Origin of the sequence: Candidatus Magnetaquicoccus inordinatus (assembly GCF_004217665.1) — a bacterium.
In the GTDB taxonomy this organism is placed as follows: Bacteria; Pseudomonadota; Magnetococcia; order Magnetococcales; family Magnetaquicoccaceae; genus Magnetaquicoccus; species Magnetaquicoccus inordinatus.
The window spans coordinates 1-15,879 of sequence record NZ_RXIU01000065.1; the positions used below are offsets into that span (position 1 = coordinate 1).

At 52.2% G+C, this 15,879-nt stretch carries 15 protein-coding genes; 10 read left to right on the forward strand and 5 right to left on the reverse strand.

Annotated elements, in window-relative coordinates; all coding sequences use genetic code 11:
* On the reverse strand, window positions 1-301 hold a 301-nt coding region (locus EJP87_RS18410), incomplete at its 3' end, for a hypothetical protein (protein ID WP_227657501.1).
* Here EJP87_RS18410 and EJP87_RS06735 point away from each other — a divergent pair.
* From EJP87_RS06735 to EJP87_RS06750, 4 genes are read left to right on the forward strand one after another with little or no spacing between them, the layout of a single operon-like run.
* Window positions 284-715, forward strand: coding sequence for a PqqD family protein (locus EJP87_RS06735; protein WP_130471096.1), 432 nt, complete (start codon window positions 284-286; stop codon window positions 713-715). The two genes, EJP87_RS18410 and EJP87_RS06735, sit on opposite strands and share 18 nt — an antisense overlap.
* An 8-nt stretch (window positions 716-723) precedes the next feature.
* Window positions 724-1,821 carry a phosphoenolpyruvate carboxykinase (ATP) gene (locus EJP87_RS06740; RefSeq protein WP_130471097.1) on the forward strand — a complete coding sequence of 366 codons (1,098 nt, stop codon included), beginning with the start codon at window positions 724-726 and terminating at the stop codon, window positions 1,819-1,821.
* A complete protein-coding gene (locus EJP87_RS06745) occupies window positions 1,805-2,575 on the forward strand; it encodes a glycosyltransferase family 2 protein (protein ID WP_130471098.1) in 771 nt (256 codons plus the stop codon). Before EJP87_RS06740 ends, EJP87_RS06745 begins: the two co-directional genes overlap by 17 nt.
* Entirely contained in the window at window positions 2,572-3,264 is a 693-nt protein-coding gene (locus EJP87_RS06750; RefSeq protein ID WP_130471099.1) for a glycosyltransferase family 2 protein, read from the forward strand. The genes EJP87_RS06745 and EJP87_RS06750 overlap by 4 nt, the downstream gene beginning before the upstream one ends.
* Before the next feature lie 3 nt (window positions 3,265-3,267).
* Here EJP87_RS06750 and EJP87_RS06755 read toward each other — a convergent pair whose 3' ends face one another.
* Window positions 3,268-4,134, reverse strand: coding sequence for an NAD-dependent epimerase/dehydratase family protein (locus EJP87_RS06755; protein WP_130471100.1), 867 nt, complete (start codon window positions 4,132-4,134; stop codon window positions 3,268-3,270).
* Window positions 4,135-4,267: 133 nt separating this feature from the next.
* Here EJP87_RS06755 and EJP87_RS17710 point away from each other — a divergent pair, with 133 nt between their 5' ends.
* Window positions 4,268-5,533 carry a hypothetical protein gene (locus EJP87_RS17710; RefSeq protein ID WP_193771197.1) on the forward strand — a complete coding sequence of 422 codons (1,266 nt, stop codon included), beginning with the start codon at window positions 4,268-4,270 and terminating at the stop codon, window positions 5,531-5,533.
* On the forward strand, window positions 5,530-6,540 hold the full coding sequence (locus tag EJP87_RS06760; protein WP_193771198.1) for a glycosyltransferase family 2 protein: 1,011 nt from the start codon (window positions 5,530-5,532) through the stop codon (window positions 6,538-6,540). The genes EJP87_RS17710 and EJP87_RS06760 overlap by 4 nt, the downstream gene beginning before the upstream one ends.
* Before the next feature lie 21 nt (window positions 6,541-6,561).
* Here the strand turns inward: EJP87_RS06760 and EJP87_RS06765 are convergent, their stop codons facing one another.
* Genes EJP87_RS06765 through EJP87_RS06775 form a run of 3 tightly spaced genes read right to left on the reverse strand, consistent with a single transcriptional unit; the run spans window position 6,562 to window position 11,587 of the window.
* Complete coding sequence (locus EJP87_RS06765) at window positions 6,562-7,341, reverse strand: ABC transporter ATP-binding protein (protein ID WP_130471102.1); 780 nt, start codon at window positions 7,339-7,341, stop codon at window positions 6,562-6,564.
* A gap of 5 nt (window positions 7,342-7,346) precedes the next feature.
* Complete coding sequence (locus EJP87_RS06770) at window positions 7,347-8,153, reverse strand: ABC transporter permease (protein WP_130471103.1); 807 nt, start codon at window positions 8,151-8,153, stop codon at window positions 7,347-7,349.
* Window positions 8,153-11,587, reverse strand: coding sequence for a glycosyltransferase (locus EJP87_RS06775; protein WP_130471104.1), 3,435 nt, complete (start codon window positions 11,585-11,587; stop codon window positions 8,153-8,155). The genes EJP87_RS06770 and EJP87_RS06775 overlap by 1 nt, the downstream gene beginning before the upstream one ends.
* A gap of 443 nt (window positions 11,588-12,030) precedes the next feature.
* Between EJP87_RS06775 and EJP87_RS06780 the strand changes: the two genes are divergently transcribed.
* The 4 genes from EJP87_RS06780 to EJP87_RS06795 all read left to right on the forward strand — a co-directional run.
* Window positions 12,031-12,951 carry a glycosyltransferase family 4 protein gene (locus tag EJP87_RS06780; RefSeq protein WP_193771199.1) on the forward strand — a complete coding sequence of 307 codons (921 nt, stop codon included), beginning with the start codon at window positions 12,031-12,033 and terminating at the stop codon, window positions 12,949-12,951.
* Between the two features lie 375 nt (window positions 12,952-13,326).
* Complete coding sequence (locus EJP87_RS06785; RefSeq protein ID WP_130471106.1) at window positions 13,327-14,436, forward strand: autotransporter outer membrane beta-barrel domain-containing protein; 1,110 nt, start codon at window positions 13,327-13,329, stop codon at window positions 14,434-14,436.
* 65 nt (window positions 14,437-14,501) lie between these two features.
* Window positions 14,502-14,735 (forward strand): hypothetical protein, encoded by a 234-nt coding sequence (locus EJP87_RS06790; protein WP_130471107.1) that lies wholly within the window; start codon window positions 14,502-14,504, stop codon window positions 14,733-14,735.
* A 27-nt stretch (window positions 14,736-14,762) separates the two neighbouring features.
* A partial coding sequence (locus EJP87_RS06795; RefSeq protein WP_130471108.1) for a hypothetical protein occupies window positions 14,763-15,879 on the forward strand: 1,117 nt, incomplete at its 3' end.

Here is a 15,879-nt window from a genome sequence, read left to right on the forward strand (position 1 = left end):
CCTGCACCCACCAGGAGGAGATAATCTCCTCCTGGACCTCCCTAATAATTTTCTGGTTTTCAAATGCGATTGCCCTGCTACTGATGCCCACTTTCCTTGCCATCAACAGGAAAATAGAGAACAATGGCCGTTTGTTATTGGTTGTCGTTGCGTCTGAATAGTGGATCATCGCCGCAGCCGTTTCTGTAACCGTAATGTGCGCTTTTTTCTCAATGATATTGATTATTATCGCAGCCGTTTCTGTAACCAGAGGGTGCGCTTTTTTCTCAGCAATGGGGTGTTTATGTCTAATCCGCAGCAATTTCAGTTTGCCGGTGGCTCTCTGGTGGCCGATCAGTTGGATGGGGAGGTGGTGATAGTCAACCTGGATTCTGGTGTATATTACAGCCTGACGGGAGTAGGTGCCCCTCTCTGGCAGGCACTGCAAGAAGGGGTAGAGAGCAGCCAACTGGCTCGCCAGGTGGCGACTGCGTTTCCGGAAAGCAACCTGGAGCAACTGACGCGGGTGATTAATCGCTTGCTGTGGCAACTGGTTGAGGAGGGGATTCTCTCTCAGGTGAGTGGAGACGCACTCTGTGCTGTTGCTCCTGCTGCCGAAGATGCGGCCATTCCAGGTGGAGAGCTGCTTAAATACAGTGATATGCAAGAGTTGCTCATGCTTGATCCCATTCATGAGGTGGATAATACCGGTTGGCCGATTAAACCGCAGCTCTGAGAGTGACCATGCCCGACCGTTGCCAGAGGCCCTGCCAGGAAAACAGAGCAACTCCCCAGGAGTATGCGGAGACCATTTTTGCGCTTTGTGATCAATCGGCAGCACAGAGGCCGCCACCTCTTTGCTGGTATCAACTGGGCTCTTTGTCGATTGAAGTACGCCTGTTGGGCCAAGCGCAGGCCCAACATCTGTTGCAGGCCATGGCACACCAACGCTTGTTTGAGCCCCCGCAAAAGGTGGATTATCGGATTGAGATATGGGAGGAGGTCAGTCAGGATCTGCCTTTTCCTGCTCCATATTGGCAGGTGCATGAGTTTGGCGAACGTGGTGAACTGCCTGGTTTTGTTGGTCCGCAGTTGTATGGTCGTTATGATCTGGGTTCGGAAACGCTATTGCTTTATGACCAGAACCGACGTCGTGCCCTCTATTGGTGTCGTCAGGTAGAGAAATTGCCCTATTGGGAGTTCTCTTTTCCTTTGCGGCAGATCTTGCACTGGTTGTTGTTGCCAACTCCCTGGCAGCCGCTGCATGCAGCGGCGGTTGGTTTGCCGGAAAAGGGAGCCATCTTGCTGGTTGGTCCCAGCGGTTCGGGCAAAAGCACCACCAGTTTGAGCTGTCTTGAAGAGGGATTGGGTTATGTGGGCGATGATTTTGTCCTGACGGGGTTGCCTGAGGCAACCAATCCGCTAACCAGTTCGCTCTACCATTGGGGCAAATTGACCCGTGATGGTATGCGGCGCTTGCCCAGTCTGGCCCAACTAAGCCTGCCCATGCGACAAGCCGATCAAGAAAAAGCCATTGTCTCCGTTCTGGACTGCTGGCCAGAAAGGGTGATGCGCCAGGCCACTTTGCGGGCTATCATGATCCCCCAACTGCATGATGCCGAGGAGAGTTGGTTGCATCCCTCTTCTGCCGGGGCGGCTCTGCGCGCTTTGGCGCCCACTACGCTCATGACTTTGTCGGGAGGTGGTGCGCAAACCATGCGCAAATTGCGTGCTCTCTGTGCTGCCTTGCCGGCATGGCAACTGGGTGTTGGGCAAAATCCACGCAAAGTGGCGCTTCTGCTGCGTTCCTGGTTGGAAAAAGAGCATGTTACAGCACAGTGAATCCGCTGGACTCAGCGTGATCATCCCAGTAAAAAATGGCCAACATTTTATTCAATCGGCTCTCGACAGCATTCTGGCGCAACAGTGGCCGGTACAGGAGATTGTGCTGGTGGATGATGCTTCGAGCGATGATTCGCGGATTTTGGCTGTAGAATGGGCCAACAGACACCAAGCCAAATTAATAATCGTTCCCAATGATTATCCCGGTCCAGCCGGGGCACGCAACTGTGGTTTGCAGCACGCCTCCGGTGCCTATATTGCCTTTCTCGATGTCGATGATCTTTGGCCGGAGGATAAGTTGGCGTGTCAAATGCGAGCGTTGTGGCAGCAGCCGCAATGGGATGGTGTACTGGGTTTGGTGCAGGTGGTTGCCATGGCTGAAGCCTCGGAACTATCCATAAAATATCAGCAGATGCGTGATAATCTGATGCACTTTCAAATCGGTTGCGGCCTGTTTCGCCGCCGTTTGTTTGACAAGGTTGGTCTGTTTGCGGCACATATGCAGTATGGTGAGGATCTGGATTGGTTTTTACGCATCATGGAGCTGGATGTGCCGCAAGTGGTGTTGCATGATAATCCTGGGGTGATCTACAGGCTGCATGGCAACAATATGACCTGCCAGCACCATTTGGCTCAGGAGGGGATGATGCAAGCCATTGCTGCCTCCTTGCGGCGGCGGCGAAAACAAGGCAATCCACCTCCCCCCTTGTCGTCGCTGCTGCATGTGGGTTTTTTACCTGGTGGTGTGTCATGATGCCCGTTTCGGTTTTAATTCCAGTAAAAAATGGGGCCGCCTATTTGCCAGAGGCTCTGGAGAGTGTGCTCGCGCAGGGCTCCATGGTCAATGAGATTGTGGTGGTTGACGATGGTTCCAGCGATGACAGCGGAGCAATCGCGCGCCGCTTTGCCAAGGTGCGCTGTCTGCGTCTGGACCATTCTTCCGGGATCAGTGCGGCCCGCAATCTGGCTTTGGCCCAGGCAGAGGGGCCGCTGGTAGCCTTTTTGGATGCCGATGATCGCTGGATCTCTGGCTGGTTGCGAGCGGCAATGCGCGCGCTGGAGGAGCATGTGGGAAGCGAGCTGTTTTTTGGTCAGATGCGGCAATTTATCAGCCCAGATGCTCCCATCGAGCTGTGTCAGCGCTTGCGAGTGCCACCTGGCTGGGAAACGGGCTATGTGCCGAGTGCGCTGCTTACCCGCCTCAGCACTTTTGCGCGAGTGGGTGGTTTTGATAGCCGTTGGCGACGCGGTGAATTTATCGATTGGCTGCTGCGGGCCAGAGAGATGGGTTGCCAGGAGGTGATGGTAGGGGTACATGCTGTGGAACGCCGTCTGCACCTGCATAATCATGGCCGTACCCAGCAAGAGGCGGCGGTTGATTATGCGCGTATAGTGCTTGCCCAGCGTCGTCGGCAACAACAGTCGGGTGGTGGCAGCCCTTAGCCCTTATTGCTGCAAACCATGCGCTGCAGTAAAAAAATGCGCCACATTATCCTGGGGATGATAGTTTAACTGTTGGCAACTCTCTGTCAGATCAAACACCTTGCCCGAATTGTCGCTGATGGCAAAGGCGGTGGCGCTGGCAAGAGGTGAAAGCAGAGCATGGGCAAAAAATTGCAGCAAATCGCGGTGGCTCAAATACATGGCGTGCATCTGCGGGATGTCATGGCAACGCGGATCATCGCTGGCCACCACCCAGCCAATGCGCAAGGCCACAAACTGTACTCCCCGACGCACCAGCATGGCCTGCCCTGCCTGTTCACCAAAAATTTTTGAGCGACCGTAGGCAGTGCGGGCCGAGCTTTTTTGATGCAGAGTGATCAGAGGCAGGGGGGCTGCGCTGTTGGAGGTGCTGCGTTGGGCAAGAAGCTTTTTGCAATCAAGCTCATGGACCCAGTTGGAGCTGGCAAAAATCACCTTTTTGACGCCTGCAGCCAGAGCTTCGCGATAGACAAGACGGGTTGCACGAAAATTATGCTGTTTGACTCGTTCTGGCGGGGTGTTTGGTCGTGATTCGGCAGCCAGATGCAGCAGAGCGTCGATCCCCGCAAACAGAGAACCATTGCCGAGTTTGCTGGAATCGGAAAGATCCACGAGTTGGGCGGGATGTTGACTGAGGTAGGGCAACGGCACCTGGTCAAACAGACGGAGTGTCATCTGATGTTCCCATGCCTGGACCAGGATGCGACCCAGCACACCGGCGGCACCGGTAATACCCACGATTCCACAGGAGGTCAGTGCGCTCTGTTCAGGAGGTTGCAACGGCGCGCTGGGTGCGGGAGAAGTGGTTGCTTTGTCTGGCCTAAAGAGCATTGTCGATCATGAATGAGTCTATAAGGGAGTCGATGATTGTTTGAGCCATTTGCCGGTTCTGATAGAGGTTGCACAGTCAACAAAACAGCAGAGACCGCGAGGCAATTAATAGCGCTTTTGCAAAGGAGTTCAAGTGCAGATTATATTTTGTTCGGTGGTGGATGCCTATGTGGCAAAGAGTGTTTTGGTCTATGCACTGGCTGCATCCTGGCACTGTTATTGTCGTGAATGGTCGCAACTGCACTTGCTTCTGGTTGGTGAAAATCAAGAGTTGGAAAATTTTGTCCGTCCGTTGGGTGTGACCGTGCATCGTCGTCCCCTCCATCTACATATCAACAAATTACCCTATTCAAACAAATTTCTTGCCGGAGAGTTGGATTTTTCAGAGTCTCGTGTGATCCTTTTAGACTGGGATATTATTTTTTTGCAAGATCCCTGGTTGTTGCGCGCCATTCCCGAATCTTATTTTGCCGGTTGTCCGGCGCCCAGTTTGCGCATCTCTTGGCCATTGCAACAATGGTTGGCGGATCGTTTTGAGATTCCTTTGGCTCTCAATTTGGCCAGTGGCGATCTTGCCGGTTATTATCTGGAAAAAGGCAAGGCAGAGCAGGCGCTTTGTACCGATTTTGTCAGACAGTTTCGCTATGTCAATGGGGGGCTGATTGTCTTTCCAGTAGGACGTTTTAACAGTACCATGAGATCTTGGTGTGAGACCTGGGAAAAGCTCTATCAATTGCAGGATGAGGCTTTTCAGGTCTGCGCCTCTGCAGAGCAGGTCAAACATGTGGTGAGCAGTGATCAGATCTCTTTGGCACTGCTGCTTGCCCATGAACCCTTTCATCTTCTTGAGCCATCACACAATTTTTTGCTTTCCTATCTGGCCAGTGGCATTGGCGTCGAAGAGATAGCCCTGTTGCACCTGGTCTCCAATCATGAAAACAGCATCGACAGCAAGGCGCTACGGGCCGATGTGGTGCTGGATATTTTTGTCCAGGCCATGCAGGATTATGAGCGGCGCTTTCCTGGAATTTTTCAACGCTGTTCACGCTTTAAGCCAGAGGAGATCTCTCTAAAAATCAGCGCTTTGGTAGAAAAATATGCCCTGCAGCAATGGCCAAGCCAGTGCAGGGACTATTTGCCACCACGGCAGGCTGCTCCCCTGCAATTTGCTGCGTCCCTGCTTCAGGAGGAGTCTATCCCAGGAGCAACCGCGGAGGCAGTCGGTGCCAGCGATCAGCAATTGCAACAGCTCAGCAGCTTGCTCCAGGCGGCCCACTATCGCATTCAGGCGTTGGAGCAGTCGCGATCCTGGCGCATGACCGCTCCCTGTCGGCAAGTCGGAGAGTGGTACCGCGCCCTCAGGAACTATTTGACCCAGCAGATGGCGCGCCGCTCATGAATGACTCTCCCTGGGTGCGGGTGATCATTGTCAACTATCATGCCGAGCCATGGCTGCAACAGAGTGTAGCGGCTCTGCTTCGCCAGAGCGATAGCCATTTTGAAGTGGTCATTGTCGATAATGAGAGCGATCCACAGCAAGAGACAGCCTGCTTTCTTCCCGATGAGCGCTTTCAATGGTTGGCGGTGTCGGAAAATTTAGGCTTTGCCGCAGCCGCCAATCTGGGAGCGAGAGGGGCCAAGGTAGAGTGGTTGGCCATGCTGAATCCCGATACAGTGCCTACTGATGGTTGGTTGGCAGCGATGCGGGCAGCCATTGTCCGTTTTCCAGATACCGCCCTGTTTGGTTCCACGCAGCGCATGGCTGCCGATCCCAGGCTCTGGGATGGGGCAGGGGACTATTATTCCATTTATGGCTTGGCTTGGCGGGCTGGTTATGGGCAGTTGGTCAGTGCGCTTGCGGATGGTTATCGCCCCTTTTCTCCCTGTGCGGCGGCGGCATTTTATCGTCGCGATCTGTTTGAAAGGGTAGGCGGTTTTGCCGAATCATTCTTTTGTTATCTCGAAGATGTCGATTTGGGGTTTCGCCTGAATCTGCTTGGTTTTCAGGCCAGGCAGGCGGTGCAGGCCGAGGTGATTCATGTGGGTTCGGCAATTAGCGGTCAGCATAGCCCGTTTACCCTTTTTCACAGTGTGCGTAACGGTTTGTGGATGCAGTTGCGCTGTATGCCCTGGCCTTTGCTGTGGCTTTCGCTGCCTTTGTATGTCTTGGCGCAGGGATGGTTGAGTTTCCGTACCAGGGGAGCCAGGCAGCGCTGGCATGCTCTGTGGCAAGGAGTTCGCGGCTGGCGCATGATTTGGCAGCAACGGCACTCGATTCAAATGCAGCGCTGCCTCTCCACCATGCAACTGGCCCGCTTGCTGGTTTGGCGTCCCTCGGTGGTGATGAAACGGCAAAGGGTTGTGTTGCCCCTGGTTGCAGCTTGTGGCCCGGAGCAGGGGAGATAGAGCGGCTGGAATGTGCGCAATTCAGCGAATCTGTACCGGACAGCCAGGATGGGAAACCTCATGCACAGCTTGTTGATACTCTTTGATGAGCTCTTCGACAGCTCCTGTCTTGCGTACCCGGCCCTGCTCCAACCAGATCACCTTGTTGCACATCAGTGCAATATGTGGCAAGACATGGCTGGCCAGAACAAGGATTTGGGTCTGTTCACAGAGCTGGCCGAAGCGTTGTGTGGCCTTTTTGAAAAAGCCGGCATCGCCGGCGCCAATTACCTCATCGAGCAATAAAATTTCGGGTTGTTGTGCCGTCAGCAGTGCAAAGGAGAGACGAAGCTGCATTCCGGCAGAGTAGGTACGCAAAGGCATCTCCAGATAGGCGCCCAATTCGGTAAAATCAAGCACATCCTGCAGCAGAGCATCACGCCGCGTTGTCGGAATGCCCAATAAGAGTCGGGCTGTCTCAATATTTTCATAGCCTGTCATTTCAGGATCGAGCAAGCTGGTCATATTGAGCAGGCTGGAAATTTGCCCTTCAATGGTAATGCAACCACTGGTTGGTGCCAAAATGCCGCCCAAAACCCGTAACAGGGTTGATTTGCCGGCGCCATTGTGACCAATCAAGCCAACCCGATCCCCTGGCTTGAGATGCAGGGAGATCTGATCGAGCGCCAAGACAAAGAGCTCTTTGTTGGTTTTGCTTTGGCGATTGCTTAACCGATCCAAAAAGGCGCGGCGCAGGGAGCGTTGTGTACCGGAATAGACCGGCATTTCGACGGCAACCTGCTCAAGAATAATGGAAGCCATTGTTATTAAAACCAATAAATAATGCGATTTTTGAAACGACAAAATCCCCAGAGCGCAAGAAGCAGCAACAGTACCATGCTGCCCAAGGCCATGCCTAGCGAAAACAGCTCCGGCAATTGTCCCAGCATGGGTGCACGTACCATTTCAATCAGATGATAGAGCGGATTGAAGGTTACCCAATATTTGCGCGCCAAGGGCAAATCGGCTGGACTCCAGAGAATAGGTGTCAGAAAGAACAATAACTGCATGAAGATACCAATGATCGGTTCCAGATCACGGAAGCGGGTACCCAGCATGCCCAACAGCAATGCCAAAGGAAACAGGATCACGAAGAGCAAGGGAATGGTCAGTAGCAGACAAAGCAGGATCCATCCTGGCCGGCCATCCAGGATTAACAAGGTCAATAATGCTGCCGCCAGGTTATGAAAAAAGAAGAAAAAATGTTTACTGAGCAAGCGGGCCACATGCACGGTCAAAGGCAATCGCAGGGTGGTGATGATATGTCTGGCTTGCAGAAAGAGATGCGGTGCTTCAGAAATTATTCCGGAGAGCAGGTTCCAGGTTACCAAGCCAACCGCCAAATGGGGCAAGGATTGGTGGATGTCGTTTTTTAACAGGGCGCTGTACAACATGCCCAGGGCGACAAAGGTGCCCACAGTACTCAAGGTGATCCACAAGGGGCCCAGAATGGTTCGTTTGTAGCGAATGCCAATATCGCGCCAGCCCAAATGCAGCCACAACTGCACCCGCCACAACCCTTGAAAAAATTCGCTCAGTGCCGGGCAGCGATTTGTCAGCAGGGTAAAATTCATTATGGCACACTCCGATATTTTTCGGTCAATTGGCAGCGGGAAGGCCAGGAGAGCGAAAAATCAGCTCTTTCCAAGGATAAATTGGGATTGTAGGCGGGATCTTGATCCAGTTTGGCACCCCAGCGTTGCCGCATGTAGGCCACCTCTTTGGCATAACGAGCCTGTTTTTCCGGGGAGTCCTCGGCGCCACGAGAGGCCGATTCATGATGATAGAGGTTGGCAAAAGGGGTCCAGACAGTACGCAGGCCCAGTTCACCCACGCGCAAACAAAAATCGACATCATTATAGGCAATGGCCAGATCCTCTTCGTTCATGCCTCCCACCGCCAGGTAGATCTCCTTGCGCACCAGCAGACAGGCGGCGGTCACTGCGCTAAAGGCTTGGGTCAACCGCAAGCGTCCAAAATAGTCGGCATCTTGCAAGCTATAGCGGTGATGGGCATGTCCTGCCACCCCCCCCAAACCTAAAATAACCCCCCCATGTTGAATCGTATCATCGGGATACCAAAGCCGTGCTCCCACTATCCCGACACCGGGTTGCAAAAGCAGGGAGACCATCTCTTGCAGCCAGTGGCTGTCAATCACGGTAATATCATTGTTGAGCAGAGCGATAAGAGGGGTATCCAGCAATGGGATGACGCGATTGTGCAGGGCAGAATAGTTGAAGGGGGAGTTGTCTCGGATGATCTCTATTTGGGGATGCTGGGAGCAGGAGTCCAACAGATCCAGTGTTTCAGGTGCATCGGAACCGTTATCGATAAGCACAATTTGCCAATGGGGATAATCGGTTTTGGTCAGAAGGGATTGAACGCAAGCATTCAATAAGTGGTGGTTGTTGCGGGTCGGAATGATGAGGGTGACCAGAGGTGCAGCTTTTGGCAGTGCATAGCAAATGCGAAAATAGCCGCTGTTCGCTAACGGGAGTGGCTGGGCAGCAAGATTGCGGCGTTGACAATAATCCCGTAACGCCTTTTCGGCAGCCCGCACTGCAGAAGGTTGGCTCTCCTTTTGTTCTGGCAAACTGTGCTGCTGTAAGCGGCAGTGGTATAAAATGATCGGCAAGTGGAAAATCTGTTGCGGTTGCACATGCTCCAGGCAACGCAAGAGCAGATCCCAATCCTGGGCTCCCTCATAGCCTGTACGAAATCCTTCAGTCTGTTGCAACAACGATCTTTTGTAGACCCCCAGATGGCGCACCATGTTTTGCGACAAAAACAGATCATAGTTAAAATCGCATTTGAAACAGGGTGAATGGCGCTCTCCGCTATCGTCGATTGCATCTTCATCGGAATAGAGGATAGCCAGATCCGAATGGCGCAGGATGGCCTCCACCACCCAAAACAGAGCCTGTTCGCTCAGTTGATCCTCCTGCTCCAAAAATGCGACATATTCTCCTGTTGCCAAGGATAAGGCACTGTTGGAGGCTGCACTGATCTGCCCCTGTTGTGGGCGAAAAATGACTTTGATCCGCGAATCCAGAGAGAGATAGTGTTGCAAGCATACTGCCATGCGCGGGTCGGAGGAGGCATCGTCGGCAATACACAACTCCCAATGCGGATAGATCTGTCGCAAAACCGATTCCACTGCAGCAAACCGCTCCGGATTGGCCACATTATGGCATGCCATGACCACTGAAATCAGAGGATGGCGGGGCATGCCAGCCATTTGCTCCACTATCCAGTTGCGGCGACCGGCGCTCAAGAGATCGTTATAGCGCAGCCACGCTGGATAATGGGGCTCGCTTCGGGCGGTGTGCTGGCAACGCAACTTTGCTGTTCTGGTATACGCCTTGTCCAAATCAAAGAGAATTTCCCCTATCCCCAAGCCTGCAATGGCAGTGAGCGGATTGTGACGAAAACGCCACCAATCCCGACAGACCCGCACCATGCGTCGTATCCAGCTTTCCAAAAAAGTAATGCGATGCAACACCATGCGGCTTTGCTGAAACGGGCCGCTATGTTCTATTGGATCCCAGCGCAAGCCAAACAAGGGGTGAGGCAAGCGGATGACCTCCCGCACACTGCCTTGCTGTAGTGAGGGGATGGCAACAAAATGGTGATCCTGGAATCCCTGACCGTTATCAAAATAGAGTTTTGCTGAAACAGAACGCTTGGCGGTAAGCAGCATTTCCAGATAATACCATCCTCCAGAGAGGTGACCCTGCAGGGGAATGATTTGAAATATCGGATCTGAAGAGGTTGCTGCAAACTCTCCTTGCAACAGATCTACTGCCTCCACATTGTGCATCGGCAACAGCTTTACCGGGCAGAATTGGCGTGGCAAGCAAGTTGTGACAACCTTTTCCAACCAGTGGAAGAGAGGAGGCAAGGGATGGAGCTTTTGTTGTACAGAGTGCACGCTCTCTTCCAGGCAATGAGAATGAATATGCTCCATTAAGGCGGTCAGTTGTCTGTGCTGTCCGGCCACTTTTGTTTGCGACTCGGCCAGTTGCTGCTCAACAAGCCTGATCTCTTGCTGTAACTGCTGATGCTGTTGCTGCTGCTCTTGCAGGCGCTGTTCGCTTTCCTGGATGCACTGTTTGATCCTGTTCTGGCAGATTGTGCTGGCATGGTCTCGCTCTGCATCCAACTGCACAGTCAATATCTCTATGAGCTCCTGCAGAGGATAATAGAGATTGCTTGTTGCCGATTCCGCCACCGGTTCTGACGACCGATTGAGCCGACAGAGCTGTTCATAGGTTGATTGGATCCAGGCAGGCGCTCTCTGTTCGGCCTGCAACTCTTGATCACTGCTGTGATGGTGGCGATATTGTGCAGAGAGAAAGCGATCTATCTCAGGCCATGCCTGTTGTGTCGCAGGAAACGCACCCAAATGTTTTTCGATCTCTGCTATCACGGCACGGGGATTTTGCAAAAGATCATCATAAAAGAGGCGTACCCGTGGCAAGAGACGGGATATGTGCTCAGCCTCAAGCACATGAGTCGCCCATAATAACAGTGCTTTGCTTTCGGAAAAGCCATCCCGCTTTTGCAGGGAAGCGGCCACTTCCAGTGGATTGCGCACAATCAGGACACAGGCTGCCTCAATCTGTCGCTCCGCCAACAGATCCAGCCACAGCGGCAATAAACGACTCAAGCGCGGATCTTTGATGACAAACAGAGCCTGTTGGGCAAACTCCTGCTCCAAGAGGATGGCAAGGGCCTCTTTGCAGGTTTTGGCTGCCTTAGATTGCCAGACTTCCTTTGGAAACAGCTTCCAGTCATGCCAGCTTGAACCAATATCTGCATAAAATTTGTCATGAATTTTCATCACCTGCATCGATTCCCAATATCCTGGAATCTGATCGGCTGTTGCCGGCATCAGGTCATGGGGCAGAACAGCTCCCATCAGATTTAATATGCGGGTGATGGCCGAGGTGCCGGAGCGATGCATTCCCAAGACAAAAATTGCTTTTTGTTGCACAGGCAAACTCATTTTCAAGCTCTCGCAAAAGCTGGCTCTGTTGGATGCTCACAGCCTGTAAAGGAACAACCCCTTGCCGACAGGAGCGTTGCATGCGGTGGCAATTTCCGTTAAACAGGTCGATATGTCAACATGGAAACGTACATCCTCCAGTATGTGGCACTGTTCTGAATTGTCTATGGGTGCTGCGAGAGGAAGCAGTTTGCAGGCGTGGCAAGCAGAGATGAGAGGGAGGATGATCCTTTTTGCCGATAACAAACCATCCGGGTTTTGGCACCCTGTACGAGCAAGCCATGGGTTGCGGAAAGAATCAATATGCGCGTCGAGGAGAGTCTACAGAGATTCAGAGTCTGGGTGCGGCCAGACTGTGGGAAGCGGTTGGCACATTCGAGCCAAAAGATCATTCATGCTGGCACGCTGTATAACCGCATTGCGCAAACCGGCCAGTCATGGCCATGAACAGCATCGCACATTATCTCTGGGTTGCCGGTATGGCCTGGGCAATCTCCCTGTGGTTTGTCCAGCGTCGGCCAAAATGGATGCCGTTGAAAGAGATCAACGAACGATCTCTCCACTGTGTGGAAACCCCAAGCATGGGCGGAGTTGCCATCCTCGCTGCCTTCCTGATTGCATGGCTTCCCAGGCTATACCCATCCTGGAATGAATATTGGGGGTGGTTATTGCCTCCTTTAGCCATTGTGGCCATCCTCTCTTTTCTGGATGACCGCCAGCCGCTTTCGGCTTTTTTGCGCTTGCGCTGGCAAGCCTTGGCACTCTTGCTGTTTCTTTATGGCAATGGCGACCATCTGGAGATGCTGATTCCAGAGCATGGCTCAACCGTTTTGCATCTGGGCAATTTGGTCCTCTATTTTTTGTTTATGCTCTGGATGATAAATTTATATAATTTTATGGATGGCATGGATGGTTTAGCCAGTGGCATGGGAGTCATTGGTTTTGCTGCCATGGCCCTGACCAGCAGCGCCTCTGTCAATCACCCTTTTGCCATAACAGCTTTGACCGTATCCGCCGCATGTCTGGGTTTTTGGTTGCTCAATCGACCGCCTGGGCGCTTGTTCATGGGTGATGTCGGTGCCATCTCCCTTGGCTTTTTGGCCGCAGCTCTCAGTGTATGGGGCCACAGTGCCCATTTGCTGCCATGGTGGGCAAGTCTGCTTATTTTTTCGCCTTTCATTGTGGATGCCACCTGGACCTTGCTGCGCCGTATGTGCAACGGATCACCCATTCTGCAGCCCCACCGGGAACATTTTTATCAACAAAAAATGCTTGCTGGTTGGGCTCCGTGGAAAATATTGATCTTTTATTACACAATTATGCTCCTGGCCGCTTTCGTGGTGTGGTGCTTTACGGGTGAGTAATCTGGCTTTTGTTAACAGCATTCTGCAGCCAAAATTGAGATAGACCCTTTTTTTCTTGTCAAAACAGAGCCATTTTGTTAAATATGGTGCAGCATGGTCGGTTGTACTATGCAAACTGATTATATCGTTATATTCCAAGTATAAATCTATCCAGCAATGGATTGTGGGAGGTGTGGGGTAATGCTGTGCTTGTTTGTATGGGCAATCTTTTGAATAAGTTTTTCAGAATCAAAGGTTTAGCACTTGAACTCAGCAAAGTTTTCGCTCTAACAACTCCACCAAGATGCTTGTTTTTCTGACCCGAATGAATGGTCAATTGATTTGTTGTTGGAATATATTTAAATTTCGTCATTACGCTATAGGGAACTGCTTGCAATGAATACCAAAAACATATCTTTTTCATCTTCGTTGTTCGGTATGGCTGCCATCCTTGTCTCCTCTCCGGCATGGTCTGCCAGTGATACCAGCGAAAGAAGCGAAGCAGCCCGAACCAGTATCGCCTCACTGGTGACCAGCACAGTTTCCACGCAAACCTCTTTGCTGGTCAGCAACGCTGTTGCCGGCGGTTTCATCCCCTCCTCAGGTAGTGGTGGTGGCTCCATTACCCAATCGCAGCGCAGCATGCCTGACTCTTCTGTGCACATGAGTGGATTGAACGGTGCCAATGCTCTTCCATCCAATTTTGCTCTGTCCAGTCGTGGTATGGCAGCGGGTGGCGGTGCAGCAGAATTTGGTGTGTGGGGACAAGGTACCTATACCCACCTGAAAAAATCGGAAACTGCCCTCGAAATGGATGGTGACGTACAAAATTATGTTGCCGGTGCCGACTATAAATGGTCTTCAACGCTGCTGACTGGTTTGGCGTTAAGCTTTGAACACCATGATATTACCACCAAATTTAACGCAGGCACGCTGACTGGTAATGGTCTTTCCGTTATCCCCTATCTGGGCTACACGATCAACAAATCGTGGACAGGGGATATTCAGTTGGGATACTCCTGGCTGGATTATGATACCACCAATACCAACCGAACCGTTACCGGATCTTATGATGCCCATCGTGTATTTGCCGGCGGCAATCTGGTCGGCAACTATGCCTACAGCAATTGGCGTTACCAACCGAAAGTCGGTTTGTTCTATGTAGAAGAGACCCAGGATCGCTATGCGGAATCTAACGGTACTATCGTTCCTGAGAGTATCACCAAACTGGGACGGTTATCCGCCGGTACCAAATTGGGTTATTTGACAGACGCGGGTATCCCCTACATGAAGGTGATGGGTGAATGGGACTTTACCAAGCCCGATGCCTCTCTCAAAACCAACAGTCAATATTCGCATATCGACGATGGTGGCGCAGTCGTGGGTTTGGGTTATGAATTCAACAAGGCGGGATTGACAGGCAGTCTGGAGGTCAACAACAACTCCGTCTTCCGGCAGGATCTGGATTTGTGGACCATCGCAGTTCGTGCCCGCTATGAGTTCTGATTCTCCCTAATCAGTGTGAATCTTTTGGTTTCCGCACTTTGTTGGGTCATCGGAATATTTTTTCGATGACCCAACTGTCTCTGCATGCCTGCCCCATCCGTTATGAACGGAGCGAGCCGATGATCTCTGGCGCTTTGCTCAAGCACGTTGTCTCCACGCCCCGGTTTATATTAGAAAATTGTGACTGCCTGTTGCCAAATTATCCCCTTTGGATCCTCTCTTGTGAAGGTGACGGTTCGGCAGGGATTATCGGCAAGCGGAGCGCACATCGACCCACTTTGTTGCAACAAATGCACTGATTAGGCGCATAAACAGGAGAAGGAAGCATGGGGCAAATGGTGCAAGAGGCTACAAAAGCAAATGACCTGTCCACTCCTGTGCTCTGGCTGGGCTGGATCAGTCTCACTATTGGCTTGCTGTTGCCTCTCTCCTCTTTACCACCCTTTACCACAGGCTATTGGTCCAAAGGAGATCCTCTGCTCATCGGGCTCTACCTGTCCACCGCTCTGGCTGCCCTGACCCTGGCCCTCGACGGCTTTCTCTCACCGGAGAGCTCTGCGGCTGCCTGGCGTCATCCCTTGATTGTCATACCTTTCATTCTGGCCCTTTATTCCTCTCTTGTGGCGCCGATAACCGAAATGCCGATGTTGAGCCTTCTCGGCGCACCCCAGTCGGGAACAGGCGCTCTCTGGTATGTGCAACTGACTCTGTTGATTATTCTGGGACGCCGTTTTCTGTCGAGTACAGAGCGCCTGCATTTGTTGCGCAATCTGGCCTTTTTGGTGGCGGTTTTGGTGGCCGCCATCAAAGGCTGGGACTGGATTGCCGAACAAAAGGCATTGCCAATTCTGTTGATCTGGGTGCCTGCCTACTATGCTTGGCTGGTTCCATCTCTTTGGCTGCTGCTACAGATGAGCCCTCCCAGCCGCTCCCATCAGGTGGTTGGTACACTGATTCTGCTTCTCCTGATGGTGGTGTCACGCAGCATGAGCGTGGCATTGGCTGCTGTATTGGGAATATCAGGCTATTATGGAGTGCGTTGGTCTCTAAAACAGGGCTATTCCCTTACCTTTCTGCGGATTGCTGCCGCACTTGTCACTCTTTTGACCTTGCTGGCTCCCATTCTCTCTCCCTGGTGGCTGCCATCTGTGCGTTCCATTGCCTCCATTGAAGATCGTTATTTGCTCACACGTATGCTAGAGGGGGCAATGCGTGATGCCTCTCCCAGCACGTGGTTGTTTGGTAGCGGTTGGGGGCGGATCGGCGATACTTTTCAGCACTATCTCCCACTCAGCCAACAAAAGCTCTGGGATGGTCAGTGGATTTTTTTGCAGAGTGATTATTTTCATGCCCATAATGGCCTGATGGAAGCCCTGCATGCCAGCGGATTGATCGGCCTGTTGCTGTTTATCCTGCTCTGTATTGCCCCCATTCTGTTTGTTC